The sequence below is a fragment of the Leuconostoc sp. S50 genome, assembly GCF_016624925.1.
GTDB classification, from domain to species: domain Bacteria; phylum Bacillota; class Bacilli; order Lactobacillales; family Lactobacillaceae; genus Leuconostoc; species Leuconostoc pseudomesenteroides.
Map to the genome: position 1 here is coordinate 410,415 of NZ_JACVUE010000001.1, position 25,181 is coordinate 435,595.

The following is a 25,181-nucleotide window of genomic DNA, read 5'->3' on the forward strand; positions in this document are numbered from 1 at the left end:
TATGTACTTAGCCAAAATTTATGTTACCTATAAGCCATCGATTCTTGATCCACAAGGGGAAGTTATCAAATCAGCTCTGACTAGACTGGATTACACTGGTATTTCACAAGTATCACAAGGTAAGTACTTCGAAGTGAAATTAGATGCACGTGATGTTGAAGCAGCCAATGCTGAAGTGAAAAGTTTTACCGATTCACTTTTGATTAATCAAAATACAGAGACTTACCGGTTTGATTTATCTATCGTCAATGAAGATGAGGCAATCCTATGAAAGCAGCAGTGATTAGATTTCCAGGATCAAATTGTGATTTTGATATGTTCTATGCTTTGCAAGATTTTGGTATTGATGCCGAAATTATCTCAGCTGACAATAACGACCTTAATGGCTTTGATGCCGTCTTTTTACCAGGTGGATTTGCCTATGGTGACTATTTGAGAACTGGCGCCATTGCAAAGTTTTCGCCAATCATGGCGGCCGTTATTCAGGCAGCTAACGATGGTAAATTAGTGGTGGGTGTCTGCAACGGATTCCAAATTTTGACGGAAGCTGGTTTGTTACCTGGTCAACTCCAAGTCAACAAGGTACCAGGTTTTATCTGTGAAGATGTTGAGCTGTTGATTGAAAATCCAAATACAGCGTTCACAAATGCCTATGAAACAGAATCAATTATGATTCCAATTGCTCACGGTGAAGGTAATTATTATGCTGATGACGCAACATTAGCACAACTGGAAGATAATCATCAAATTGTTTTCCGTTATGCTCAAAATCCTAATGGTTCGGCACATGACATCGCTGGCATTATGAATGAACGGGGCAATGTCTTTGGCATGATGCCACATCCAGAACGCGCAGTAGACCCAGTAACAGGCAATGTTGATGGACAACCATTTTTCAAAAGCATTTTGTCAGAGATAATAGCGGGAGATTAGGACATGCATAGTGATAATGAAATAACACCCGAAATGGTCCGTGATAGTAAAATTTATCAGCAATGGGGTTTGACTGATGCAGAGTATCAACTTATTGTTGACACGCTTGATCGCTTACCCAATTACACTGAAACAGGCATTTTCTCTGGCATGTGGTCAGAACATGTTTCTTACAAAAAGTCCAAGCCAATTTTACGACATTTTTGGTCAACAAATGAACGTGTTTTGCAGGGACCGGGTGAAGGCGCCGGCATATTGGATATCGGTGATAATCAAGCAGTAGTATTCAAGGCCGAGAGTCATAATCATCCATCATTTGTTGAGCCTTATGAAGGCGCGGCAACTGGTGTTGGTGGTATTCTACGCGATATTTTTTCAATGGGTGCGCAGCCTATTGCAGTACTAGATTCGCTACGTTTTGGCGAACTTGATAACGCTCATACTCGCCACATTGTTGATGGCGTGATTGCTGGTATTGCTGGTTACGGTAATGCGATTGGGATTCCCACAGTTGGTGGTGAAATTGGTTTTGATCCCGTTTATGCCGGTAATCCATTGGTTAATGTTATGGCCGTTGGACTAATGGATCAAAAAGGTATGCAAGTCGGTCAAGCAAAGGGTGTTGGCAATTCAATTATTTACGTAGGTGCCAAAACAGGACGTGACGGTATCAACGGGGCATCATTTGCATCGGCCGAATTTTCAACCGAACATGAGTCTGATCGTTCTGCTGTTCAGGTTGGCGATCCATTCTTAGAAAAGTTAGTGATGGACGCCACTTTGCAAGCGGTTCGCGACCATTCAGATATTATTGTTGGTATACAGGATATGGGTGCCGCTGGGTTGTTATCTTCGAGTTCAGAAATGGCCTCAAAAGCTGGTATGGGAATTGATTTAGACTTAAGCCAAGTGCCACAACGTGAAACAGCGATGACACCATATGAACTGATGTTGTCTGAATCCCAAGAACGCATGTTATTTGTTGTTAAAAAAGGGGAAGAGCAAGTTATATTGGATTTGTTCAAAAAAGCCAACTTGGATGCTGTCATTATCGGTCATGTGACGGATGATGGTCGCTATCGTTTACGTTTCAATGATCAAGTAGTGGCTGATGTGCCCGTTGACTTTTTGACGCATGCCCCTAAACAAGATTTGGCAATGGTGGCGCCTAAACGTTTGGCTATTTTGAAAGCAGATCAATTCGTACCAGATGTAACTGATTTAAAGCAAACAGTCCTTGATTTAGTTGGTCAACCGACGATTGCTTCAAAAAGTGATTTATTCCGTCATTTTGATTCCCAAGTTCGTGCTGATACGGTCATTAAACCTGGTGGCGATGCGGCTTTAGTTAGAATTCGTGGGACTAAGAAGGCATTAGCAATGACGACTGATGTGAATGCACGATATTTGTACTTAAATCCTAAAGTAGGCGCCAAAATGGCTGTGGCCGAGGCAGCTCGTAATATCGTGGCGACTGGAGCAACACCAATTGGCATCACAGATGGGTTGAATTTTGGTTCACCGGATAATCCGGAAGTATATTACGAATTATCTCAAGCAGTTGACGGCATTAATGACCTTGCAAAACAACTCAATACACCAATTATTTCTGGTAACGTATCACTTTATAATGAAACGGATGGTCAAGCCATCTATCCGACACCAATGATTGGTATGGTTGGTCTGCTAACTGATGTGTCAAAAGCGACACAGATTGGATTTCAAAATGTCGGCGACAGCATTTATATCATCGGAGAAACGAACGCCAGTTTCAACGGTACTGAAATTCAAAAAATGCAAGCTGGCGATATTGATGGGCAACTTTTTGACCTTAATGATCATGATGAAATTACCAATCAGAAGCTGATATTAGCAGCAACGGATCAGTCTTTATTAGCTAGCGTGCACGATTTGTCAGAAGGCGGCTTAATTGTCGGTTTGTTGGAGAGCGCTTTTGCTGGTCAATTCAGTTTCAATGTTATTATTGACATGACTGCAGAGTTTTTATTTGCTGAAACCCCGAGTCGTTTCATCGTATCCGTAGCGCCTCAAAATCGCGAAGCTTTTGAAGCACTTGCCGGTGATTCAGCTAAAAAAATTGGTGAGGTATCTGCTGAGGATCAAATGACGATTCAATCAAGTGACCAATTATTGCAGTTATCACGACAAGAGACCCAAACCATCTATCAGGAGAGCATTTCATGGCGATTAAAAGGATAATGACAGGTATTAATACACAGGCCAATAAGACGCCAGTCGCTGAGCAATCGCGCGTCAATGTTCGAAGCCTCAATGAAGAGTGTGGTATTTTTGGTGTTTGGGGACGTAGTGATGCTGCACAACTCACGTATTATGGTTTACATGCATTGCAACATCGTGGGCAAGAGGGGGCAGGAATTGTCTCTAATCGAGAGGGGCATTTGTGGCAGGAAAGAGGACTTGGCTTATTAAGTGACGTCTTTCGGGATCCAAGTAGAATAGATGCCCTACAAGGAAACAGTGCAATTGGACATGTTCGTTATGCGACTGCCGGTTCTCACGGTATAGAAAATATACAACCACTCATGGTCAATTTTCATGATATGCAAATTTCACTTGCACACAATGGTAACTTGACTAATGCCTTGACATTGCGTGAAAAGCTCGAAGAAGAAGGTGCTATTTTTCAGTCATCGGCTGATTCAGAAATTTTATTGCATTTGATTCGTCGTTCCAAAGCGTCAACATTTGTTGACAAACTTAAAGCTTCACTCAATGTTCTCCGCGGGGGATTTGCCTATTTGCTGCTAACCCCGCACGGATTATACGCGGCGCTTGACCCCCATGCTTTTCGACCTTTTGTGGTTGGTCAAATGCCGGATGGCCAATACATTGTGACTTCGGAAACTGCAGCATTAGACGTTGTTGGTGCCAAATTTTTGCGAGATGTACAACCTGGTGAGCTGCTGATTATAGATGATAGCGGACTCACGATTGACCATTATACTGATAAAACGACATTAAATATCGATGCGATGGAATATATTTACTTTGCTCGACCTGATTCATCAATATATGGTGTCAATGTTCATCAAGCCCGCAAGCGTATGGGAGCAGCTTTGGCAGCTGAGCAGCCTGTGAAGGATGCCGACATTGTGGTCGGTGTTCCCAACTCAAGTTTGAGCGCGGCAGCTGGTTTTGCAGAAGCTACTGGCCTACCAAACGAAATGGGTTTGGTAAAAAATCAATATATTGCTCGAACATTTATTGAGCCAACACAAGATAAACGTGAGCGCGCGGTACGTATGAAATTAAGTGCGGTTCGTGATGTTGTTCGCGGACAAAATGTTGTTTTGGTTGATGATTCAATCGTTCGTGGCACGACATCAATGTTTATCGTTCGCATGCTTAAAGAGGCAGGCGCCAAGTCGGTTCATGTGCGCATTGCGAGCCCAACTTTCAAATTTCCCTCTTTTTATGGTATTGATATGCAAACCACTAAAGAATTAATGGGCGCGAACCATTCATTGGCTGAAATGACCAAGATGATAGAAGCCGATTCATTAGGATTCTTGTCGGTAGATGGCTTAGTATCAGCGATTAATTTGCCATACTATGGTGATGGAACAGGGTTGACCACAGCGTATTTTGATGGACATTATCCTAGCCCAATATATGACTATCAAGCTGGATTAGCGGCTTTCGAGGCACGCCGTGAGGTTGATTTTGCACCAGAGCCAACCACAACTTATCATCCACATCAAGTCAGATCTTTGCGTAATCAAGATATTTTGGCAGATGGAACTGTTCATCTTGACGCACAACCAATTATGGGAGGAGAAAGATGACCAACGAAAATGCCTATCAGAAGGCTGGCGTTGATATTAAAGCCGGTGAAGAAGCTGTTAATTTAATGCAAGATGAAGTCGCTAAAACATATAACGATAATGTTTTGAGTGGTATTGGCGGTTTTGGTGCAGCTTATGCACTTGGGACAAACTACAAAGATCCAGTGCTCATTTCCGGCGCAGATGGTGTCGGAACAAAGTTATTGTTGGCGATTGCAGCGAATAAGCACGACACCATTGGACAAGATTTAGTTGGTATGGTGGCTAACGATATTTTAGCTCAAGGTGCCAAACCGGCATTCATGTTGGATTATTTGGCAGTTGATAAAATGCGACCGGAAGTGGTCGCTGAAATCGTACAAGGCATAGCACATGCAGCCAAAGAATCTGGTATGGCTCTTATTGGTGGCGAAAGTGCTGAATTGCCCGGATTGTATGCTAAAAATCACTACGATCTAGCTGCATTTGCTGTTGGTATAGCAGAGCGGGATCAGTTATTGAAACCAGAAAATGTTGATGTAAATGATGTTTTAATTGGTTTGCCATCGTCAGGCATTCATTCAAATGGCTACTCATTAGTTCGCCACATTTATCATATTGATAATGAATCAGCCTTTCAACAGCTTGATGAGCAATTGCAAACGACTTTGCTGACGCCAACAGCATTATATGCCAAATCGGTATGGCCGTTAGTTCAAGCAGGTCTTGTACAATCAATGGCGCATATCACAGGTGGTGGGTTAGTTGAAAATTTGCCCCGCGCCTTACCAAAACATCTATCAGCTGAAATTAGTTGGGGATCATGGCCCATACTGCCAATTTTTGATGATTTACAAAAACGTGGCAATGTTTCTCTATCCGATATGCTATTGACCTTTAACAACGGCTTAGGGTTAGTATTGGTAGTCAAGCCTAGTCAATTAGCGGATGCCATGACGATGTTGACTGAAAATGAACAACCTGCTTATCTATTAGGTAAAATCACTGACCGTCAAAAAGAAGCTGTGGTGTTTACAGGAGTGGCACCATGGTAAAAAAAGTTCGATTAGCAGTGTTTGCCTCTGGTACTGGCACAAACTTTCAGGCGTTAAATGACGCCATTATACAACGCAATCTAAATGCTGAAATTGTCAGATTAGTGGTTGATCATTCCAAAGCTGGTGTGCTTAACTTAGCAAAAGTATTTGGCGTGCCAGCAACGACAATTATTTACAGTCACTATCTTGACAAAACAGCTGCTGAACAAGCGATTATTGACCAGCTGGAAGCAGATCAAGTTGATGGTATTTTATTGGCAGGTTACATGCGCATTTTGACGCCATTATTAATCAATCGTTATTTGGGTAAAATCATCAATTTGCACCCAGCGATGTTGCCTAGTTTTCCTGGGCGGCACAGTATTTTGGATGCGTTTGAAGCAGGTGTCGATAAGACTGGCGTCACAGTCCATTTTGTTGACAATGGCATTGATACTGGCGAAATCATTGCGCAAGAAGCGGTGCCAATTAAAAAAGACGATACACTTGAACAATTGGAAACGCGTATCCATCATGTGGAACACGTTTTATACCCGAACACACTAGAAAAGTTATTGAAAGAAGGAGTATTTTTAAAATGACCCGTGCATTACTAAGTGTTTCCGACAAAAAAGATTTGGTACCATTTGCTAAAAGTTTGGTGGAATTAGGTTATGAGTTAGTGTCAACAGGTGGGACACATAAAGTGTTAGCAGAGGCTGGCTTGGAAGTATTGGCAATTGACGAAGTCACAGATTTTCCTGAGATGTTAGATGGTCGTGTCAAGACGTTGCATCCACGTGTGCACGCTGGTTTACTAGCACGTCGTGATTTGCCTGAACACATGGCTAAATTAGCCGAATATGACATTACGCCAATTGACATTGTGGTTGTGAATTTATATCCGTTCAAATCAACGATTCAAAAAGACGGGGTCACAGAAGCAGAAGCTATCGAAAATATTGATATTGGTGGGCCATCAATGTTACGTTCAGCTGCTAAAAATTTTGCCGCTGTTTTACCAATTGTTGATCCAGCTGATTACGATGATGTTATTAACAAATTGAAGTCTGGTTCAGTGGACCAAACCTATCGTCGTAACCTAGCAGCCAAGGTATTTCAACATACGGCGTCATACGATGCCTTAATCGCTCATTATTTGACAGAAACGGAATTTCCAGAAAACCTGACACTGCCATTTGAAAAATTTGATGATATGCGTTATGGTGAAAATCCTCATCAATCTGCCGCAGCCTATCGGACTGCCTTGCCTGAGTCATATTCAGTGTTGAATGCAGAAATATTGCATGGGAAGCAATTGTCATATAACAACATTCGTGATGCTGACGCTGCATTGCGCATTATTGCAGAGTTTGATGAAACAACTGTGGTGACAGTTAAACATATGAATCCAGCAGGCATTGGGCAGGGTGAAACAGTTGAGTTAGCATGGGATAAGGCTTTTGCTGCTGACGATATTTCAATTTTTGGTGGAATCGTTGCATTAAATCGAGAAGTTGATGCCGCAACTGCTGAAAAAATGCACAAGATATTTTTGGAAATTATCATTGCGCCAAGCTTTACACCAGAGGCTTTTGAAATTTTGTCTGCTAAGAAAAACTTACGTTTGCTGACGTTGCCATTTACTACTGCAATTCCGCAAGCGCTTGAAGTTACATCTGTACTTGGTGGTGCAGTCGTTCAAGAACGCGATTTGGTGGAAGAGTCAGCGGATTCGTTCAAGGTGGTATCACAAGTTGTACCGACAGAGGAGCAGTTAAAGGCAATGATTTTTGCGCAAAAAGTTGTCAAACATGTCAAGTCTAACGCAATAGTTGTTGCCAGAGATGGTCAAACTTTGGGTGTTGGCGCAGGACAGCCAAATCGTATTGATTCTGTCGTTTATTCAATTCAAAAGGCTGCTAACAAGTCAGATCTTAGCGATGCCGTATTAGCATCCGATGCCTTTTTCCCGATGAATGATTCGGTGCAATATGCTGCTGAACATGGTATTAAGGCAATTGTTGAACCAGGGGGATCGATCAAAGATCAAGATTCAATCGACAAAGCCAATGAGTTAGGCATTGCCTTAGTCTTTAGTGGAACACGACATTTCAAACATTAAAAATCAAAAGCGCTCAGACGAGCGTTTTTTTATTGAAGTCATTTTGAAATTTCGGTATACTAATCATACGAACAAATATTCGCTTAGGAGTTACAATGAAATTTATTCATGCAGGGGATGTACATTTAGGTAATCCGTTTTCTGGTTTAGAAGGGCGGTTACCTGAAGCGTTAAAACAGATGGTTCATGAGGCAACTATCACTGCTTTTATTAGGTTGATTGATGGTGCAATTACTGAATCTGTAGACTTTGTCTTGTTTCCGGGTGATTTGTACAATGCTGCGGAAAATAGTGCGCATATTCAAAGTATTGTGAATCAACAGTTTAATCGGTTGCTAGCAGCAAAAATACCGGTTTATTTGAGTTTTGGTAATCATGATTTTGAAGCAGATCGACGACAACATTTACCTTGGCCAGCTAATGTCATTGTGTTCTCACAGCAGGTTGAAACCAAATCACTAACAGTACAGGGCGGTCAACATGTTGCTATTACTGGTTTTAGTTATCAGACACAGCGACAGGCTACTCGTATTATTGATGATTTTCCTCAAAAAAATCATCAATTTGATTATCAAATTGGGATGTATCATGGTTCTGTCGGTGCGGATGGTTCGCCGTATGCACCGTTTTCTGTTGGTGGTTTATTATCTAAAAACTATGACTACTGGGCACTGGGTCATATTCATAAGCGACAAACACTGAATCAGCGGCCCTTTGTTGGTTATTCAGGAAATTTGCAAGGATTGAATCTCACTGAAACTGGGCCAAAAGGGTATTATTTGGTTAGTGATGAGACTGGTCGTTTGGTGCCTACATTTGTTGACGTGGCACCTGTCGTTTGGCATGAAGTGACATTTAATGATGTTGTAGATGAATTGGATTTGATTCAGCGTGCCCAAAAATTGTGTGATGATGAAGTTGGATTTTGGACAATCAATATTTCTCAAAAAAATCATCCGGAATTTACCTCACGTATCGCTAGTGGTTTAGCCCTAGAAGGCTTGCGTGCTAATATGGCGCCAAACGTGTGGATTGTTCGTCTAAATTTGATTGACGATTATGAATCAGCACAAATTAGCGATACAATTGACCAGCAATTTTGGGAAGAATCGCTTGTGCAACTGATGTCTTCATTTAAAGTGAATGATTATTTGCCAAATCAAGTGCCTTTTTTTGTGCGTGATTATTTTACGACATCTGCTGGTAAGCAGTTGTTGCGTCAACGAATGACAGAATTAATTAGCGAAAGGCGACGCTCACATGAAAATTAAACAAGTTCATATCAGTGGTTTTGGCAGGTGGTCTCAGGTTGCGTTTGATTTTGATACACAATTTCAGATAATTGTTGGTCAGAATGAGTCCGGTAAATCAACCTTACGTGCATTTATTGTTGGGATTTTATTTGGTTTTCCTAGCAAAAAACAGTCCAATAATATTTATGACCCCCGAGATGGCAGCCGATACGGTGGCGATTTAGTGGTCGAGACCGCAGATGGTGATTTTTGTATCGCACGATTTGGTCGAACGCAAAGCACTTTGACTATAACTCGGCTCGCAGACCAGCACGAGTTAGCTAATCCAGAGGAGTGGCTAAGCAATAATTTATCACCGTTAACAAGGCAATCTTTTGATGAAATTTTTAACTTTAGTGAGCAGGATTTGGCTCAAATTAAACAAATTAGTGCCTTCGATTTACAAAAATTGTTATTAAATCTCGGCGCAGTTGGCAGCACGAAATGGCTGGAGGCTGCAATAAACTTTGATAAGCAAGCGGATAATTTATTTGCGCAACGATCTAGTGGGAAACGGCCACTTAATCAAGCGGTCCGTGCATACGAATTAAGTGAAAGCAAACTGTCAAAGCAATCTGAAGCATTACAAATATTTTTAGATGATCAACAGACTGTTTCAGAATTGACGAAATCAGTTGCTACTTTAGAAGAAAAAATAGATAAATCGCAAGAAGCCATTAATCATTTAACACAATTGCAACGTCAATATCAGCTTTTTACTGAGGCGCAACAAATTGACAAAAAGCATGTTCGTTCAGTCTCAGAGGTAGATTTACAACACGCTGAGCAATTACAAGTTGAAATTGATCTTTTGGTGGGCAATATTCGTCGTCAAGAACAAGAGATGGATCATTTAAAATTACAACCAGAATTTGTAATCGAAATTGAAGACAGCAATAAACGGTTGATGATATTAAAAATGATGGTCAGCCAATTAGTGAGTGATCAGCAACAACGCGATGAATTATTGACACAACAAAAAGCGACTCAAGCGCAGTTTGCAAGTAATCAAGTGCCAGAACTATTATCAATAAATGATGACCATCATCTGTCAAATTACAAAATGCGATTGATTGGTTTGATCAGTGCAGCATTGTTGTTGGTCGTAATAACTTATACGATAGTGACACCCATTTGGCTATGGCTCTTGTTTTTAGTAGCAATTGTCATTTTTATATTCAGGTTTGCAGCACACGCCAATCATGTGACGAATGAGATTAAAAAGCAGTACTATCCTTTAAATGAGACACAAATACGTGCTGTACAGCCAAGCATTGAACAGTACCTAAAGCGTGACCAATCTTTAAAAGCTATTAATCAAAAAATTGAATTACAAATGAATCACGTTAATAAAGCAATACAGTCCTTAGCTAGGGACTTAAATGTGGAGATAGTATTGCAGTCGGTTCAAGAGTCAGTGGATCAACTGTCACAAATTACTCAAAATCGTGATTTACTAGAAAACAACAAAAAAGCTCTTTGGCAGCAACAACAATCACAGCTAAGCAATATGATTGACGCCTCGAGTATCTCATTAAAACAAAAAATGTTTGATTTACAGAGAATTTTCAAGAAATATGAGGTTGAAAAATTAACGGATTTGCAAAATTTGGCTGTTGTTTATCACGAGCAAATGGCAAATAATCAACGTTATCAAGCAATCGTTCAGCAAATATCCGCTTATGATCAGGAACAGCTTTTAACGTTTAAGAATGAACAAGCGCTGTCAAACACATTGCAAATTGAACAAAGCAATCTTACACATTTAAAACAGCGCTTTGCTGAAGAACAAGCAAAATTAGCGCGTATTCAGGCAAAACAGATGCAAAGAGTTAGTGATGATCAATTCATGATAATGCAACAAACTGTTGCAGACCAAAAAACTGAGCTTATCGATCAATTTAGTGACTATTTGGCTCAAAAATTAGCAAATCGTTGGATTTATAGTGCTTTACACGCTGCTTCACAAAATCGATTTCCAAAAATGATTGAATTTGCGACAGATTATTTTAATCAATTAACGATAGGACGTTACCGTCACATTAGTTTTGAAAAAGACGAAATTATTATTACGACTGAAAATAATGAGTCATTCAACATAATCTCATTATCTACTGGTACTCAGGAACAACTTTATGTTGCGATGCGTCTTGCATTGGCCCACGTCGTTGCCGACGTCATTAATTTTCCTATGTTAATCGATGATGGTTTTGTCAATTTTGACCCGCAGAGGCGTGCTGTAGTACTTGATATTTTAGGCCGAGTGTCAGATAAACAACAAATTATTTATTGGACAACTCGAGTGGAAACCGATGATTTTCAAAGTGTGATAGAATTGAAGTAAATTAACCTGTGAGGCAAGAATATGACTAAATTATTAGCAAATTATCAAGATTCAGAGCATGTTGATAGTTTTGCATTGATTAAAAGTGCAGATGTACGATTAACCAAAAATGGGAAAACATATATTGGGTTAGTGTTTTCTGATAGGTCTGGTGATTTACCTGGAAATTTATGGGATGCTACCGAGGATCAGATAGCGCGCTTTATTCCTGGTAAAATTGTAAAATTGCAGGGTGTGCGTGGTTCATATCACGATCAGCCACAAGTCCAAATTACCAGTGTTCGTCTAACTGACTCTGGTGAACCTGAAAATCCGTCTGACTTCATGGTTCATGCACCAATTAAAGAATCAGACATGAATGATGCCTTAAATGACTATATTCTGTTGATTGTTAATCCGACATGGAATCGTCTAGTGCGGCGTTTATTCACACAATATCATGATGCTTTTTTACGTTATCCAGCTGCTAAATCCAACCATCATGCTTTTGCTGGTGGTTTAGCGTTTCACTCTTTATCTATTGCTAGATTAGCTAAAAGTGTCTCGAAACAATATCCTCAGTTAAATCAAGAATTGCTGATTGCGGGGGCTTTGTTGCATGATTTAGGGAAAACGATTGAATTATCTGGGCCAGTTGCCACACAATACACTTTGTCAGGTAATTTAATTGGGCACATTACATTGATTGATGAACAAATTGTTTTGGCAGCGCAAGAATTAAAGTTTGATTTGCAGGATGAGGATTTGATATTATTGCGCCATGTGGTACTATCACACCATGGTATCCTAGAATATGGATCGCCAGTTAGACCAGTCGTTATGGAAGCAGAAGTCTTACATCAATTAGACGAGCTTGATGCTGGTATTCAGATGATGACTGGGGTATTGGAAAAGACGGCTGAAGGTTCCTTTTCAGATAGAGTTTTTGGTTTAGATAATCGCAAGTTCTATAAACCCGAAAGCCGTGACCAAACAACTTTGTGACGGTAAACATAAAAAGAGCGATCCCATTGGAATCGCTCTTTTTATGTTTACTTTGAAGAACTTGAAGAACTTGAAGAACTTGAAGAACTTGAAGAACTTGAAGAAATGCCGGCTGTAAGATAACTGCTCAATGAATTTTTCAAATCAGTATCTTTCACATTGACATCGTTTTTGCGCAAAATTTTACCAATAATGGCTTGAATTTCTGTCGTGTTACTTGAATCACTGATGAAGTCACTGACAATCTTATTTGACAACTTACTACGAACTTTGCTCATTGTAGGTTTCGTAGTTGTTTTGTCTAATTGAATCACGTAGTACCCACTAGAACTACCAGCAACAGGTTCTGTTGAATAGTCACCAACTTTTGATAATTTGAATGCTGCGGTTTGAACGGCAGAATCCACTGTTGAGCTTGTTGAATCAAATGCTGGTAATTGACCATTTGATGAAGCGTATGTGGTATCAGTCGAGTATTTTTTATAGACCGTTGCCCACTTGTCACCATTTTTTAAAGCTGCAATGGCATCTTTAGCAGAAGCTTCATCTTTAGCGGTAATCATCGAAATAGTTGTACTTTGATGGTAACTAGCATAAGCCTTTTTCAACTGTTTTTGTGTGACCTTGTAGTTAGCTTTGATGGCTGCATTCATAATCAAATTATTTTTCACATTTGTTTTAAATTGATCTTCGGTCAAATTATTTGATGCCAGAACTGTTTTAAATGAGGATCCGTATTGTGCTTTTTGAGTATCATAGGCAGTTTGAACATCGCTTTTTGAAACTTTGTTGCCATATTTGGCTGCTAACACTTTATTGATGACCATATTAGCGAATTCTTGCTGCCCAGCTGATGACTTTTTAAATTCATTATAGAATTCTTTTTGTGTGATCTTTCCGACGTTAGTTGTGACCAACGTTTTGGATGAATTAAACCCTAGGAAGATAAGCCCGCCGACGAAAATGACAACGAGCAATCCCCAAATAAACTTTCTCATGAGTGATTATTTTCCTTTTCTAAATACAATACTAAATATTTTACCATAAAATGAACTATCGCGCTCTATATTTAGACAACTCCTGGTCAATGTGTTGTTGGCTTTTGGCGATACGATCAAGATGTGGCTGATTTTTGAAATTCATTTTTTCAATATCTATTTGAATTTCCTCCCCAACAGTTTGAACATGATTCAATTGCTCAGTTAAAGTTGCTTGCTGTTGTTGGAGTTGTTTCAATAAAGCTGAAATTTCTTTAAGATCAGCTATTAACGACTTTAATTGATTAAACAGCTTCATATTGACCTCCAATGGTTAGTTATTGCATTTCTAAAATTGGGCAGCGATACTGTCCGCAATTTTTTGATAACGTTCTGATGAAAATTGTGCGCTGTTGTCAATTGTTGGTGCTAGTTTGCTGTTTAAGTTATCATTATCAAATCTTGGAATGATGTGCCAGTGAGAATGGCGAACGGTTTGACCAGCAGAAACACCGTTATTGGACTGTATATTGATGCCCGTAATGTCAGGATTGCTTGCTTTTACTGCGGCAGCGATAACTGGTAATTTCAACAATACTTTTCTGGCGATGTCATCTGTGTAATCAAAAATATCAGCCACATCAGCTTTTGGCACAAGTAATGTATGACCGGGTGTCACTTGAGAGATGTCAAGAAACGCTAAAACGTCTTCATCTTCATAAACTTTGTAACTTGGGATTTCACCTGCTATAATTTTGTCAAAAATATCCATTTATCTTGCTCCATTTCAATTTACTGACTTTATTATATCAAATATTGACTGGTGCCTGTTATAATAGAAGCTATGGGACTTAAAATTAACAATCTATCTGGTGGTTATGCCGGTAATAACGTTTTAAAAAATGTCACCTTTGATGTGCCTGATGGTAACATTGTGGCATTAATTGGTTTAAATGGCGCTGGAAAATCAACGACAATCAACCACATTATCGGCGAGCTTCAACCGCAAATGGGCACAATTGAGTTGAATGGGATTAATTTGGTTCAAGATCCAACTGGCTTTAAATCACAAATTGCTTATATTCCAGAACAACCCATTTTGTATGATGAATTGACATTGGGCGAACATTTACATTTGATGCTGGCTGCTCATAACATTGATGATGAAATAGCTTGGCAGCGTGCGGAACAGTTATTGAAACGCTTCCGATTAGATGATAAGCTACACTGGTTGCCAGTTCATTTTTCAAAAGGGATGCGACAGAAAGTCATGTTGATATCCGCCTTTATGCTAGATGCACCGCTAATTATTATTGATGAACCTTTTTTAGGTTTAGACACGGTTGCACAAAAAGATGTTGTCAAATTGATTCATGAGCAAGCTAACAAAGGAAATAGTGTTTTGATGACGACGCATTTATTAGCCTCAGCCGCTGAATTTGTGGATCAATTCGTAGTATTGCATGATGGTAAGTCACGATTTATAGGCACGCCACAAGCTTTAGCTGAAGAAAACCAGTTACAGTTAAATCAATTAGATGATTTTTTTGATCTTGTTCAGCGGGAGCTAGCCGATGAGAATTGATAGTTTGTTTCAGGAACGATTACGGCGTGCGCAGAAAACAAATGTTAGATATCTACGTTTATTGTTTAATGATCATTTCATTCTCTTTTTGATGATTGCTTTAGGTGCTGGTATACTAGGCTATCGTGATCTGCTTACAGCACATCACTCTGTGACCTATTGGCATTCAATTTGGTGGCAGGCAATAAGCATTGTATGGTTGCTAGTTGGCTTGCAATTTGGTAACCTTGTTACTTATTTTAAACCTGCCGATCGTCTTTATTTGTTTGCGAATGATCATGATATTATTAAATCTTATTTGGCTATGGCTATGCGATTGAGCGCATTCTATGCATCAGTTTGGCAAATGATATTTATCGCTGTGATTGCGCCGATATTGTGGCGAATGGATGTTGATAATTGGTCACGACTATTTTTTTTGATTATCTTTGTGATTAGTTACAAGATTTTGTTATTGATGTATGAACGGGATAAACTTTTTTTGAAATCTCGTCGGCTAACTATTGCTATTTTTGAGCCGGATGCGATTGCTGAAAAAATCTTGTTCAGGTTTTTAGTACCGGGCACCTTATTAGCTTTTATCATTGGATTATCGACGGATCAATCAAATGTCATGGTAATTATTTGGTTACTATTTGCAGGAATAGTTGTGCGATATTTTGCAGTGACTGATAGCAAATCAGAATTATTCGCAATTGATTGGTTGCGGGCCACGGCTCAGGCACAAGCCCAGCAGCAGCGAACGTTACATTTTTTTGCGTTATTTGCTGAAGTGCCACATCAGCCCAAGACAATTAAACGTCGTCGTTATTTGGATCCTTTGCTGAAGCGATTGACTAAAGGACAGGGAAGTCTATTTCAACTATTTTTGACACGATTAGCCAGAGACACGGAAATATTGCCCCTCATTATACGGTTATTTTTAGTTGGAGTTGTGCTAGTTATTGCATTGAAGTCGGCACCGTTATGGTTAATTATGATTATTGCTGCTGCAGTATTGTATTTAATCACGTTTCAAATGTTACCACTATATGATGATACGCAAAAAAACTTGTGGACAAGATTGATACCTATTTCAAAAGTAGAAAGATTAAAATCTTTTGCTAGAGTACAAATGATTGTTGCGATACCAGTTGTTTTGATGATGTTTATCATTGTATTATTTATCCGACCACTGAATGAGACACCAGTGATTTTAGTGACTATGTTGATAGTTGAATTTATCATGCTAAAATTTTATATTCCAAAAAATAGTCACAAAAATAAAAAATAATGGAGAGAAAACATGCATTTACGTGCGAAACCTTGGGCTAACGAATGGTTAACTAATCACTCAGATATTGTGATTGATCAAGACAGAGCAACAGATCAAATAGGTCAATGGCAAAAATTGTTTGACCAAGAGCAACCAATTCATGTAGAAATTGGTTCTGGAAAAGGTCAATTTATCTTAGGGATGGCTTTAGCGCATCCAGAAATCAATTATATTGGTATGGAGATACAAGAGACCGCGATTGCAATTGCTGCTCGAAAGAGCTTTGATCAAGTCGGTAAATTACCAAATTTACGTTATATTTACGGTAACGGTAATGGTGTCGAAACTTACTTTGAAAAGTCAGAAATCGATAAAATTTATTTGAATTTTTCTGATCCATGGCCAAAAAAGCGTCATGAGGCACGACGTTTGACGTATCGTTCATTTTTACAATCATACGAAGCGGTTTTGCCTGATCAGGGTGAAGTTGAATTCAAAACAGATAATCGTCATTTATTTGAGTATTCATTAGTTAGCTTTATGACCTATGGCATGCGTTGGTCTGCAGAAGATTACACACTTGATTTGCACGCTGACCCTGATAAAGTAATGGGAAATGTTGAAACCGAGTATGAACAGAAGTTCATGGCAAAGGGACAACCAATTTATAAAGTAAGGGCTCACTTTTAGATCCGCAAGGGTTACAGCGTTTTATATAAACAAAAAACAACGTCTAATTTAGACGTTGTTTTTTGTTTTCTGGGGACATTTTGAGGGACTTGCGGATAAAAAGTCCAACGCTATTTCGTCCTCTTTGTGTTCTTTTCTTTCCAAATTTTTAATCGATCTAACGTATTCTTAGTAGTATAATTACTGCTATTGGAGGGGTGAAATGAAACGAAAACATATCATCGGAATTTATGTGGGAATCTTAACAGCAGTCACACTACTTGCGACAGAATGGTTAAGCCTTGATTTAGGTAAATCAATATTTATAGTCTTAATTACTGTGTTAATTGGAAGTACCTTGATGGAAAAAATAATTAAGTAGATCATATTTAGGCGTGTAGGGCTTTTTATAAAAAAATATTAGCTATGGAATGTTGGTTGAAAAATAGAAATCATAGTAGGAAACCTAACATATTTTAATCCTAACATGATGTTGTGTTATATACTAAAAAAGTAATGTTACCAAGCATTGCCAGCCTAACAGGTTTTTTAACGTCCATTATCTTCCCTGTTAGGTTTTTTTATGCTTTCTTTGCAGAATCAAAACAAAATATTGACGTCTTATATACAAAAGGTTGATAGAATGAAAGAACAATGTGTTAGTATACATTGTTATCGACCAGCAGTATTATATCCTACCGTCCTGTATTATAATCTGCGCTGCTGGTTAAAATGTCAATTTCTCCCTGAAAGAAGACATAATAGGTTCGTTGTAAGCGATTACAACGAACCGTTTTTTTTGTACGATTTGAAAAATATTGATGCATCTCAATATAACGAAAGTAATTTATTCAAGGTGAAATCGTTTACAATTTAGGACACTTACGGTAAAATGTAATTGTAACATCAAATAAACCTCAAGGAGATCATCTTATGTCAGTTGAAGAAAAGTTTGATAATGCTAAGGACAAGGTTGCTGGTAAAGCAAAAGAAGTTGAAGGCAAGGTTACCGGTGACAAAGGTCGCGAAGCAGAAGGAAAAGCACAAAACCTCTTTGGTAAAGCCAAAGATAAGTTTGTTGATGCAGCAGATGCTGTAAAAGACAAAACCGAAGACGCCGTTGACGCAGTAAAAGACGGTATTGATAATCTTAAAAAGTAATGATTCAAAAACGGCTTGTAGCCGTTTTTTTTTTTTGACTTTTAAACGTAAATAATAAATATAAGAAAAAGTATACCAAGACATAGACAAACCCCTGATAACAAAGTTAGCAGGGGTGATGTGACACTATTATCCAAGACCAATATTTAACGAAAATTAAGACTAATTTTGTGATTTTATTCACTGATGCTAGCCATTTTGATTTAAATGTGATATCATAAAGATATGGCAAAAGAAAAAACAACTAAATCAGGAAATATTCCATTGCGTATTGATCCAGAGTTACATCAGGTTTTGGCTGAAAAAGCGAAACTAGAAGGCCGATCACTAAATAATTATTTGACCAAGATTTTAGAAGATGGTGTTAAGCCTAAATCTTTTGAAGATCGGCAGTTTGTAGGGCATGTGATTTCAGGACATGATTTTGATTTGGACAACCGGCTGGTTAAAGTGTCAGGTATTTATTATCGTTATTTGATAGATAATGCTTCGGCGGCGAAATATGATGCCAATTACGTTATTTTAGAGGCTAATGGCAATATTTTGACTTTACGTGAATTAGTTGCTGAGCTTCACTAGCTGTTGCCAGTACTGATGTGAACAACGTTAAAATGGGGGTTGACTGTGCAGTGTGTTTTTTTAACACAACGCACGACAGCCAAGAGAGTAGATAGGGAGAAACAAAATGTTATTTTTTAGAATCGTACCGCAAAACAATGCAGGATTAGTTGAAACATTGGGGAAATACAAGTCTCGTAAAGAAGCTGGTTTGCATTTTTACATTCCATTTTTGCAAACAATTCGCAATGTGAGCTTAGCAATGCGACCATTACGTTTACCAGATTATTCGGTTATTACGGCTGATAATGCTGATATTAAGGCAAGTGTGACGTTAAACTACCACGTTACCAATGCGGTCAAATACATGTATGAAAACACTGATTCAGTTGAATCGATGGCGCAATTGGTTCGAGGCCATCTGCGTGATATCATTGGTCGTATGGAATTAAATGAAGCGCTGGGCTCAACTACCAAAATCAATGTACAGCTGGCCGATGCAATTGGTGATTTAACTAATACTTATGGTATCAATGTCGATCGTATCAACATTGATGAACTACGACCATCAGTTTCGATTCAAGAGGCCATGGACAAGCAGCTGACTGCTGATCGTGAGCGTGTAGCTACAATTGCAAAAGCTGAAGGTGAGGCACGTTCAATAGAATTGACAACAAAAGCCAAAAATGATGCTTTAATGGCAACAGCGAAGGCTGAAGCTGATGCCACAAAGACGCGTGCTGAAGCCGAGCGATATCGAATTGACACAGTGCAAGCTGGTTTGGCTGGCGCCGATGACAAGTATTTCCAAAACCAATCAATCAATGCCTTTTCAACCTTGGCACAATCATCAGCTAACCTAGTCGTTGTCGATGGCAAAGAAATTGATTCCCTTGGTAAATTACCAGTTGCTGGCAAACTATTAGGCAAAGGTCTAAAATGAAACACTTATTGATGCAACAAAAACTATTTTCGCTCAAAGGTGAATTTTCAATCATGAATGAGTATGATCAGATTGAGTACACTGTGGCCGGTAGTTTTTGGCGAATCCCAAAGTATTTTGAAATTTATGACAAACAAAATCAAATCATTGCGCGGTTAACACATCGTGTTTGGCAGTTGTTGCCCAAATTTTCTCTTGAAATTAATGGATTTCCCGAAAGCATAGAAATTGCTAAACGCTTTAGTATTTTAAAACCAAAATATGATATCGCTGGATTAGGTATTAATGTAACGGGTAATTTTTGGGACATGAATTTTGCTATTCAAAAAGATGGATTTGAGATTGGTCGAGTTGATCAACGGTGGTTGGCCATGTCGAGCACATATGACATCAATATTGAAGATGAACAGTTTGAAACACTTGTGATTGCTTTGGTTGTTGCAATTGATTATGTGAAAGCACAAGAGCGGGCGAGCTCGGCGAGTTCAGCAAACTAATAAAAATCGTGGTAACACGGTTTTTATTTTAAAACCTATTTCGTTAAAAACCTAAATAGGTGATATAATAGTTTAAAACAATAATAGGAGTTGATATGGCATTACAGGAAACGATGAAAGCTTTATCTAATCCAGTTCGGCGAGAAATTTTAATAATGCTTAAAACTGGTGCCCAGCCAGCAGGCGATATAGCACAACATTTTGAATTGAGTCAAGCCACAATTTCAGCACATTTGGCATTGTTGAAACATGCGGACTTGGTTCGAGAACAAAAGTACAAAAATTATATTTATTATGAATTGAACTTATCGGTATTTGAAGAAGCCACGCTTTGGCTGAAAGGATTTACAAATGAAAAATAGCAAGATATTGTTGCCCAGTTTAATTAGTTTATTACCCATTGTCTATGGCGGTCTGTTATGGCAATATTTGCCACAACGATTACCAATCCATTTTGGCATCAATGGACAGCCAGATCAGTATGCATCAAAGCTAATTGCGGTGATTGGATTACCAGTGCTAATAATTGTTATGAATTACGTTATTATTAGGTTAATGAAGCATAAAGGTAGTGATAATCAAAAGGTATTTACTGTCATTATTTGGAGTTTGCCTTTACTTTTAAATGTCGTTCAAATTGTGACTTTTATGTACGCGCTCAATCATCCGTTCAATATCATTTCTATCATTTTACCAGTAATTGGTGTTTTGCTTATTGTTTTGGGTAATTACTTGCCTAAAACGACGCCAAATTATATGATCGGAATTCGTTTGCCCGAAACACTACATAATAGTGAAAATTGGCAGAAAACCAATCGAATAGGTGGGTTTGTAATGGTATTTGCCGGGTTTATATTAATTATTACTGGAATAATCGGTAATACTATTGCAGTAATAGGATTAATTCTGTCAATGGTGCTGATTATCGTAGTGCCAACTATTTATGCTATTTGGCTAGGTCATCATCAATAAAATTGATATTTGTAACGAGAAAGACTGTTCATGATATAATGTAGGGCATGAATGATTATAATAAAAAAAATATATTAGTGATAGTCTCAGGTAGCGTGGCGGCTTATAAATCAGCTATTTTAGTTCGCGAGTTGATTAAATTTGGTGCACATGTGCGTGTAGCAATGACCAACTCTGCACAAGAGTTTATCACTGCTAAGACACTATCTGTTTTGTCGCAAAATGACGTTTTAACAGATCTTTTTGCCCAACAAGATGCAACAGTATTGCACATTGAATGGGCACAATGGGCGGATCAGATTTTTGTTGTACCCGCGACGGCAAATTTAATTGGTAAAATTGCTAATGGCATTGCTGATGACGCTGTTACCGCGACAATTATGGCGTCTGACGCTGACAAGATTATTGCACCGGCTATGAATGATGTGATGTTAAATAATCCTGCTGTTCAACGCAATATAAAAGGACTTGAGCAAGATGGTTGGCTTATCATTTCTCCAGAGATTGGCTTTCTAGCAGAAGGTTATGATGCCAAAGGACGTTTACCAGAACCGATTGAAATACTATCACAAACAGCGATTCGATTACGAGCACGTAAGGCAAAACTGCTAAATAAGAAGGTCATTATTACGGCTGGTGGGACCAAAGAATCAATTGACCCTGTACGCTATATTACTAATCGCTCTAGTGGTAAAATGGGATTTGCTTTGGCGCAAGCATCGGTTGAGTCGGGGGCCAAGGTCACTTTAATATCAACTCAAAAAGCGCCACAAATATATGGTGTGGACGTAGTTTATGTCAGTACAGCTGCAGAGATGTATCAAAAAGTGCAATCCTTGTTTGCAACCGCCGATATTTTCATTAGTGCAGCCGCGGTTTCTGATTATCGACCTGCTAATGAAGCGAGCCAAAAAATCAAAAAAGAAGGATCAGATGGGTTGAATTTATCGTTAGTTCAAAATGTTGATATTTTGTCAGAAATTGGTCATTCAAAATCAAGTCATCAATTCGTAGTAGGTTTTGCTGCAGAAACGAATAATTTGATGGCCTATGCGCAAAAAAAATTAAAGACCAAACAAGCAGATATGCTCATTGCAAATGATGTGAGTGATAGTGATGTTGGATTTAATTCAGACGACAACGCCGTTACAATATTGGTCCCAAACCAAAAACCTGAAACGACAATGCTATTACCAAAAATTGAAATTGCCCGTTTAATCATTGATCGAATAGGACAAATATTCGCATAATAAGGCTGGATGTGCTAAAATAAACTGTTAAATAACGTTGTATGGAGGTCAATATGGTAGAAGAAGTTGCAGAAAATACTTCTGGTTTTAATGTTGGGGATGTCTTACTGGCACCAGCGTATGGGAATTTAGAAAAACCATTTACCGGTCAAGTTGAAAAAATTTATGATAACGCGCTATTAGTCGAAATTACTGAAAATGATCCTGTTGATCAGCCAACTGTTAACGAGATGAACCACCGCGCTGTGGTGCGCATGGATGAAGTCGAAGTAATTAAACATGCTCCAGCACCAGAAAAGAAAGCTGAAGAAGAGGCTTAAAGCGTTGCCGTGACGAATGTCTTGTGTTTTTGCTAGCTTATCAAACATTAGGCAATTCTGATTGAATTTCCATTTCTTGTATATGACTAGAAATGGTTTTTTTATTTTTTCGGCGAAATAATGCTGTGAATACGGTATAATATAAGTACTATACAATGCGCATGTGCGGCCTATCTTGCTGAAAGATTATTAATTCAAGAACAAATATGTGTCATTATGTGCCTATAAGCATGATTGTAGGCAATAAATTATTAATAAATAAGGATAATATGATGTCAAATAATCAACCCGTCATTGCGGCTTTAGCCGCAGTTTTAACTGATCTGTCAACCGAGCAAATTGTAGAAAAACTTGAAGCTCCGAAGTCATCTGAGCTTGGTGACGTCGCCTTTCCAACTTTTACTTTAGCTAAGACATTACACAAGGCACCACAACAAATTGCCAATGATATTGTTGCTAAGATTGATCAAAATGGTTTTGAAAAAGTCGTTGCTACTGGACCATATGTCAATTTCTTTTTGGATAAATATTCAACCTCGAATCAGACAATTAAGACCATTATTGACTTGAAAGGTGCTTATGGTGATAATACAAATGGCAACGGCGCGAATGTTACCATTGATATGTCTAGTCCAAATATTGCAAAACCCATGTCAATGGGACATCTAAGGTCTACTGTGATCGGTAATGCGTTAGCTAATATCACTAAAAAAAATGGTTTTAATCCAGTAAAAATTAATCATCTCGGGGACTGGGGAACACAGTTTGGTAAATTAATTTATGCTTACAAAACATGGGGATCAGAAGCTGAAGTTAAAGCAGATCCTATCGCTACGCTCTTGCGTTATTATGTTGAATTTCATGAAAAGGCAAAAGAAGATGATAGCTTAAATGATCAAGGACGTGCTTGGTTTAAAAAATTAGAAGATGGTGATGAAGAAGCACATCAATTATGGCAATGGTTCAGAGCCGAGTCATTGAAAGAATTTACACAAATTTACGACCGTTTGGATATCGAATTTGACTCATTTAACGGGGAAGCCTTTTATAACGACAAGATGGATAAAGTGGTGGATATCTTGACTGAAAAAGATATCTTGGTCAAATCTCAAGGTGCCCAAATTGTTGATTTATCAGCCATTAATCCTAATTTGACCCCTGCTATGATTAAGCGGTCCGATGGGGCGACGCTGTATATGACTCGAGATTTAGCTGCAGCCATTTATCGTAAAGAGACTTATGACTTTGCCAAGTCACTGTATGTTGTCGGTGGCGAGCAACGTGAGCACTTCGTTCAAATGAAAGCTGTTTTGTCGTTAATGGGATTCGATTGGGCCGATGACGTGGAACACATCGCCTTTGGATTAATTACTTTTAATGGTAAAAAAATGTCAACTCGTAAGGGCGATGTTGTTTTGCTGAAAGATGTTTTGGATGATGCTCATGAACTCGCTTTGAAGCAAATTAAAGAGAAAAATCCTGAGTTGCAAAATAAACCCCTTGTTGCGGAACAAGTTGGTGCTGGCGCGGTTGTTTTCCATGATTTGATGAATGACCGTACAAACAATTTTGATTTTAACTTAGAAGAAGTTGTTCGGTTTGAGGGAGATACTGGTCCATATGTTCAATATACGAACGCGCGTGCAAAATCTATTTTGCGTAAAGCAAATACTGAGATTGACCCAACCATTTTAAATCTTAATGATGATAACACTTGGGATATCGTGACGACGTTAAATAACTTTCCACAAACGGTTGAAAGAGCGTGGCAACAACGCGAAGCAAGCGTTATTGCTAAATACGCATTAACATTATCAAGAGCGTTTAACAAATATTATGCGAATTCTAAAATTTTAACAGTAGATGATCAACTTAATGCACGCCTAGCATTAGTTCAAGCTGTTTCAATTGTTTTGACAGAAAGTCTGCGCTTGCTGGGTGTTAAAGCACCGGAAGAAATGTAAGTAGTGGATTGACGCGAGTCTTTAAGGGAGAAATCTATGATTTCAAAACAAAAACGTCAAGAAATGATTCTTGATATTATTCAGCATCAAACGATTTCAAATCAAGAGGATTTATTGGCACAATTAAACGGCCGTGGTGTTGAAACGACACAAACTACTATTTCAAGGGACATTCGTGCTTTAAATATTGTTCGTCAAAAGGATAGCGTTGGTCAATTGCGCTATCAGCAATTGCAGGAGACCACAGTTGAAAAAACCGAAAAGGGTTCAACCACAGCAGTTGATGAAGCAATCAAAGAATACGCGTATTTTGCCAAGAGCGTTGCGTTTATGACGATTGTTAAGACAACTGATGGTAGTGGCAATGCCGTTGCCGGTATTATTGACGACGCGAATCTGCCTGAAGTGGTCGCGACACTAGCGGGATTTAATACAATCTATGTGACGAGTACGACTGCCCAGTCCGCTGAACAATTGGCCAATCATTGGGCGGCGTTGATAGGGTGATG

The 25,181-nt window shown here is 38.7% G+C and carries 27 protein-coding genes; 24 read left to right on the top strand and 3 right to left on the bottom strand.

Translation table 11 applies throughout. From position 1 onward, the window contains the following. Position 1: 1 nt before the first annotated feature. The 10 genes from purS (at position 2) to IAE53_RS01965 (ending at position 12,521) form a co-directional block, all read left to right on the top strand. The gene (purS, locus tag IAE53_RS01920; protein WP_010277607.1) at positions 2–271 is read left to right on the top strand and encodes a phosphoribosylformylglycinamidine synthase subunit PurS; all 270 of its coding nucleotides are present in this window, start codon (positions 2–4) and stop codon (positions 269–271) included. Next, positions 268–933 carry a phosphoribosylformylglycinamidine synthase subunit PurQ gene (purQ, locus tag IAE53_RS01925; protein ID WP_200135862.1) on the top strand — a complete coding sequence of 222 codons (666 nt, stop codon included), beginning with the start codon at positions 268–270 and terminating at the stop codon, positions 931–933. Before purS ends, purQ begins: the two co-directional genes overlap by 4 nt. A gap of 3 nt (positions 934–936) precedes the next feature. Next, a complete protein-coding gene (gene purL / locus IAE53_RS01930; protein ID WP_200135863.1) occupies positions 937–3,153 on the top strand; it encodes a phosphoribosylformylglycinamidine synthase subunit PurL in 2,217 nt (738 codons plus the stop codon). Further along, entirely contained in the window at positions 3,153–4,760 is a 1,608-nt protein-coding gene (purF, locus tag IAE53_RS01935) for an amidophosphoribosyltransferase (protein WP_370568014.1), read from the top strand. The genes purL and purF overlap by 1 nt, the downstream gene beginning before the upstream one ends. Beyond that, positions 4,757–5,794: a phosphoribosylformylglycinamidine cyclo-ligase gene (gene purM, locus IAE53_RS01940; protein ID WP_200135865.1), complete on the top strand. Its 1,038-nt coding sequence runs from the start codon at positions 4,757–4,759 to the stop codon at positions 5,792–5,794. The genes purF and purM overlap by 4 nt, the downstream gene beginning before the upstream one ends. Then, positions 5,788–6,378 carry a phosphoribosylglycinamide formyltransferase gene (gene purN, locus IAE53_RS01945; protein ID WP_188352692.1) on the top strand — a complete coding sequence of 197 codons (591 nt, stop codon included), beginning with the start codon at positions 5,788–5,790 and terminating at the stop codon, positions 6,376–6,378. Before purM ends, purN begins: the two co-directional genes overlap by 7 nt. Then, positions 6,375–7,901 (top strand): bifunctional phosphoribosylaminoimidazolecarboxamide formyltransferase/IMP cyclohydrolase, encoded by a 1,527-nt coding sequence (gene purH / locus IAE53_RS01950; RefSeq protein WP_200135866.1) that lies wholly within the window; start codon positions 6,375–6,377, stop codon positions 7,899–7,901. The genes purN and purH overlap by 4 nt, the downstream gene beginning before the upstream one ends. A gap of 95 nt (positions 7,902–7,996) precedes the next feature. Then, on the top strand, positions 7,997–9,172 hold the full coding sequence (locus IAE53_RS01955; protein ID WP_200135867.1) for a DNA repair exonuclease: 1,176 nt from the start codon (positions 7,997–7,999) through the stop codon (positions 9,170–9,172). Further along, entirely contained in the window at positions 9,162–11,537 is a 2,376-nt protein-coding gene (locus tag IAE53_RS01960; protein ID WP_200135868.1) for an AAA family ATPase, read from the top strand. The genes IAE53_RS01955 and IAE53_RS01960 overlap by 11 nt, the downstream gene beginning before the upstream one ends. Positions 11,538–11,558: 21 nt before the next feature. Beyond that, positions 11,559–12,521, top strand: a complete 963-nt coding sequence (locus tag IAE53_RS01965) for a 3'-5' exoribonuclease YhaM family protein (RefSeq protein ID WP_188352688.1) — start codon at positions 11,559–11,561, stop codon at positions 12,519–12,521. Positions 12,522–12,568: 47 nt separating this feature from the next. Here IAE53_RS01965 and IAE53_RS01970 read toward each other — a convergent pair whose 3' ends face one another. From IAE53_RS01970 to IAE53_RS01980, 3 genes are read right to left on the bottom strand one after another with little or no spacing between them, the layout of a single operon-like run. Next, the gene (locus tag IAE53_RS01970) at positions 12,569–13,519 is read right to left on the bottom strand and encodes a peptidyl-prolyl cis-trans isomerase (protein WP_200135869.1); all 951 of its coding nucleotides are present in this window, start codon (positions 13,517–13,519) and stop codon (positions 12,569–12,571) included. Positions 13,520–13,574: 55 nt separating this feature from the next. Further along, complete coding sequence (locus tag IAE53_RS01975; RefSeq protein ID WP_148422968.1) at positions 13,575–13,817, bottom strand: hypothetical protein; 243 nt, start codon at positions 13,815–13,817, stop codon at positions 13,575–13,577. 30 nt (positions 13,818–13,847) lie between these two features. After that, positions 13,848–14,270, bottom strand: a complete 423-nt coding sequence (locus tag IAE53_RS01980; RefSeq protein WP_188352686.1) for an HIT family protein — start codon at positions 14,268–14,270, stop codon at positions 13,848–13,850. Between the two features lie 72 nt (positions 14,271–14,342). Between IAE53_RS01980 and IAE53_RS01985 the strand changes: the two genes are divergently transcribed. The 14 genes from IAE53_RS01985 (at position 14,343) to IAE53_RS02050 (ending at position 25,179) form a co-directional block, all read left to right on the top strand. Continuing rightward, complete coding sequence (locus IAE53_RS01985; protein ID WP_148422966.1) at positions 14,343–15,083, top strand: ABC transporter ATP-binding protein; 741 nt, start codon at positions 14,343–14,345, stop codon at positions 15,081–15,083. Beyond that, positions 15,073–16,356: an ABC transporter permease gene (locus tag IAE53_RS01990; protein WP_200135870.1), complete on the top strand. Its 1,284-nt coding sequence runs from the start codon at positions 15,073–15,075 to the stop codon at positions 16,354–16,356. Before IAE53_RS01985 ends, IAE53_RS01990 begins: the two co-directional genes overlap by 11 nt. Before the next feature lie 12 nt (positions 16,357–16,368). Next, a complete protein-coding gene (gene trmB / locus IAE53_RS01995; protein WP_148422964.1) occupies positions 16,369–17,028 on the top strand; it encodes a tRNA (guanosine(46)-N7)-methyltransferase TrmB in 660 nt (219 codons plus the stop codon). 202 nt (positions 17,029–17,230) lie between these two features. Further along, complete coding sequence (locus tag IAE53_RS02000; protein ID WP_200135871.1) at positions 17,231–17,389, top strand: hypothetical protein; 159 nt, start codon at positions 17,231–17,233, stop codon at positions 17,387–17,389. Between the two features lie 551 nt (positions 17,390–17,940). Further along, positions 17,941–18,168, top strand: a complete 228-nt coding sequence (locus tag IAE53_RS02005) for a CsbD family protein (protein WP_139967540.1) — start codon at positions 17,941–17,943, stop codon at positions 18,166–18,168. 225 nt (positions 18,169–18,393) lie between these two features. Continuing rightward, on the top strand, positions 18,394–18,747 hold the full coding sequence (locus tag IAE53_RS02010) for a toxin-antitoxin system HicB family antitoxin (protein ID WP_080519032.1): 354 nt from the start codon (positions 18,394–18,396) through the stop codon (positions 18,745–18,747). Between the two features lie 106 nt (positions 18,748–18,853). Next, positions 18,854–19,669 carry an SPFH domain-containing protein gene (locus IAE53_RS02015; RefSeq protein ID WP_010277549.1) on the top strand — a complete coding sequence of 272 codons (816 nt, stop codon included), beginning with the start codon at positions 18,854–18,856 and terminating at the stop codon, positions 19,667–19,669. After that, the gene (locus IAE53_RS02020) at positions 19,666–20,166 is read left to right on the top strand and encodes an LURP-one-related/scramblase family protein (RefSeq protein ID WP_188352684.1); all 501 of its coding nucleotides are present in this window, start codon (positions 19,666–19,668) and stop codon (positions 20,164–20,166) included. Before IAE53_RS02015 ends, IAE53_RS02020 begins: the two co-directional genes overlap by 4 nt. A gap of 95 nt (positions 20,167–20,261) precedes the next feature. Further along, positions 20,262–20,528, top strand: a complete 267-nt coding sequence (locus IAE53_RS02025) for an autorepressor SdpR family transcription factor (protein ID WP_148422962.1) — start codon at positions 20,262–20,264, stop codon at positions 20,526–20,528. After that, a complete protein-coding gene (locus IAE53_RS02030) occupies positions 20,518–21,138 on the top strand; it encodes an SdpI family protein (RefSeq protein WP_200135872.1) in 621 nt (206 codons plus the stop codon). The genes IAE53_RS02025 and IAE53_RS02030 overlap by 11 nt, the downstream gene beginning before the upstream one ends. A gap of 47 nt (positions 21,139–21,185) precedes the next feature. Continuing rightward, complete coding sequence (gene coaBC, locus IAE53_RS02035; RefSeq protein WP_200135873.1) at positions 21,186–22,388, top strand: bifunctional phosphopantothenoylcysteine decarboxylase/phosphopantothenate--cysteine ligase CoaBC; 1,203 nt, start codon at positions 21,186–21,188, stop codon at positions 22,386–22,388. Between the two features lie 53 nt (positions 22,389–22,441). Continuing rightward, positions 22,442–22,708: a hypothetical protein gene (locus tag IAE53_RS02040; protein WP_148422959.1), complete on the top strand. Its 267-nt coding sequence runs from the start codon at positions 22,442–22,444 to the stop codon at positions 22,706–22,708. A gap of 272 nt (positions 22,709–22,980) precedes the next feature. Beyond that, positions 22,981–24,672 carry an arginine--tRNA ligase gene (gene argS / locus IAE53_RS02045; protein ID WP_200135874.1) on the top strand — a complete coding sequence of 564 codons (1,692 nt, stop codon included), beginning with the start codon at positions 22,981–22,983 and terminating at the stop codon, positions 24,670–24,672. Positions 24,673–24,708: 36 nt separating this feature from the next. After that, positions 24,709–25,179 carry an arginine repressor gene (locus tag IAE53_RS02050; protein WP_010277521.1) on the top strand — a complete coding sequence of 157 codons (471 nt, stop codon included), beginning with the start codon at positions 24,709–24,711 and terminating at the stop codon, positions 25,177–25,179. Positions 25,180–25,181: the final 2 nt, after the last annotated feature.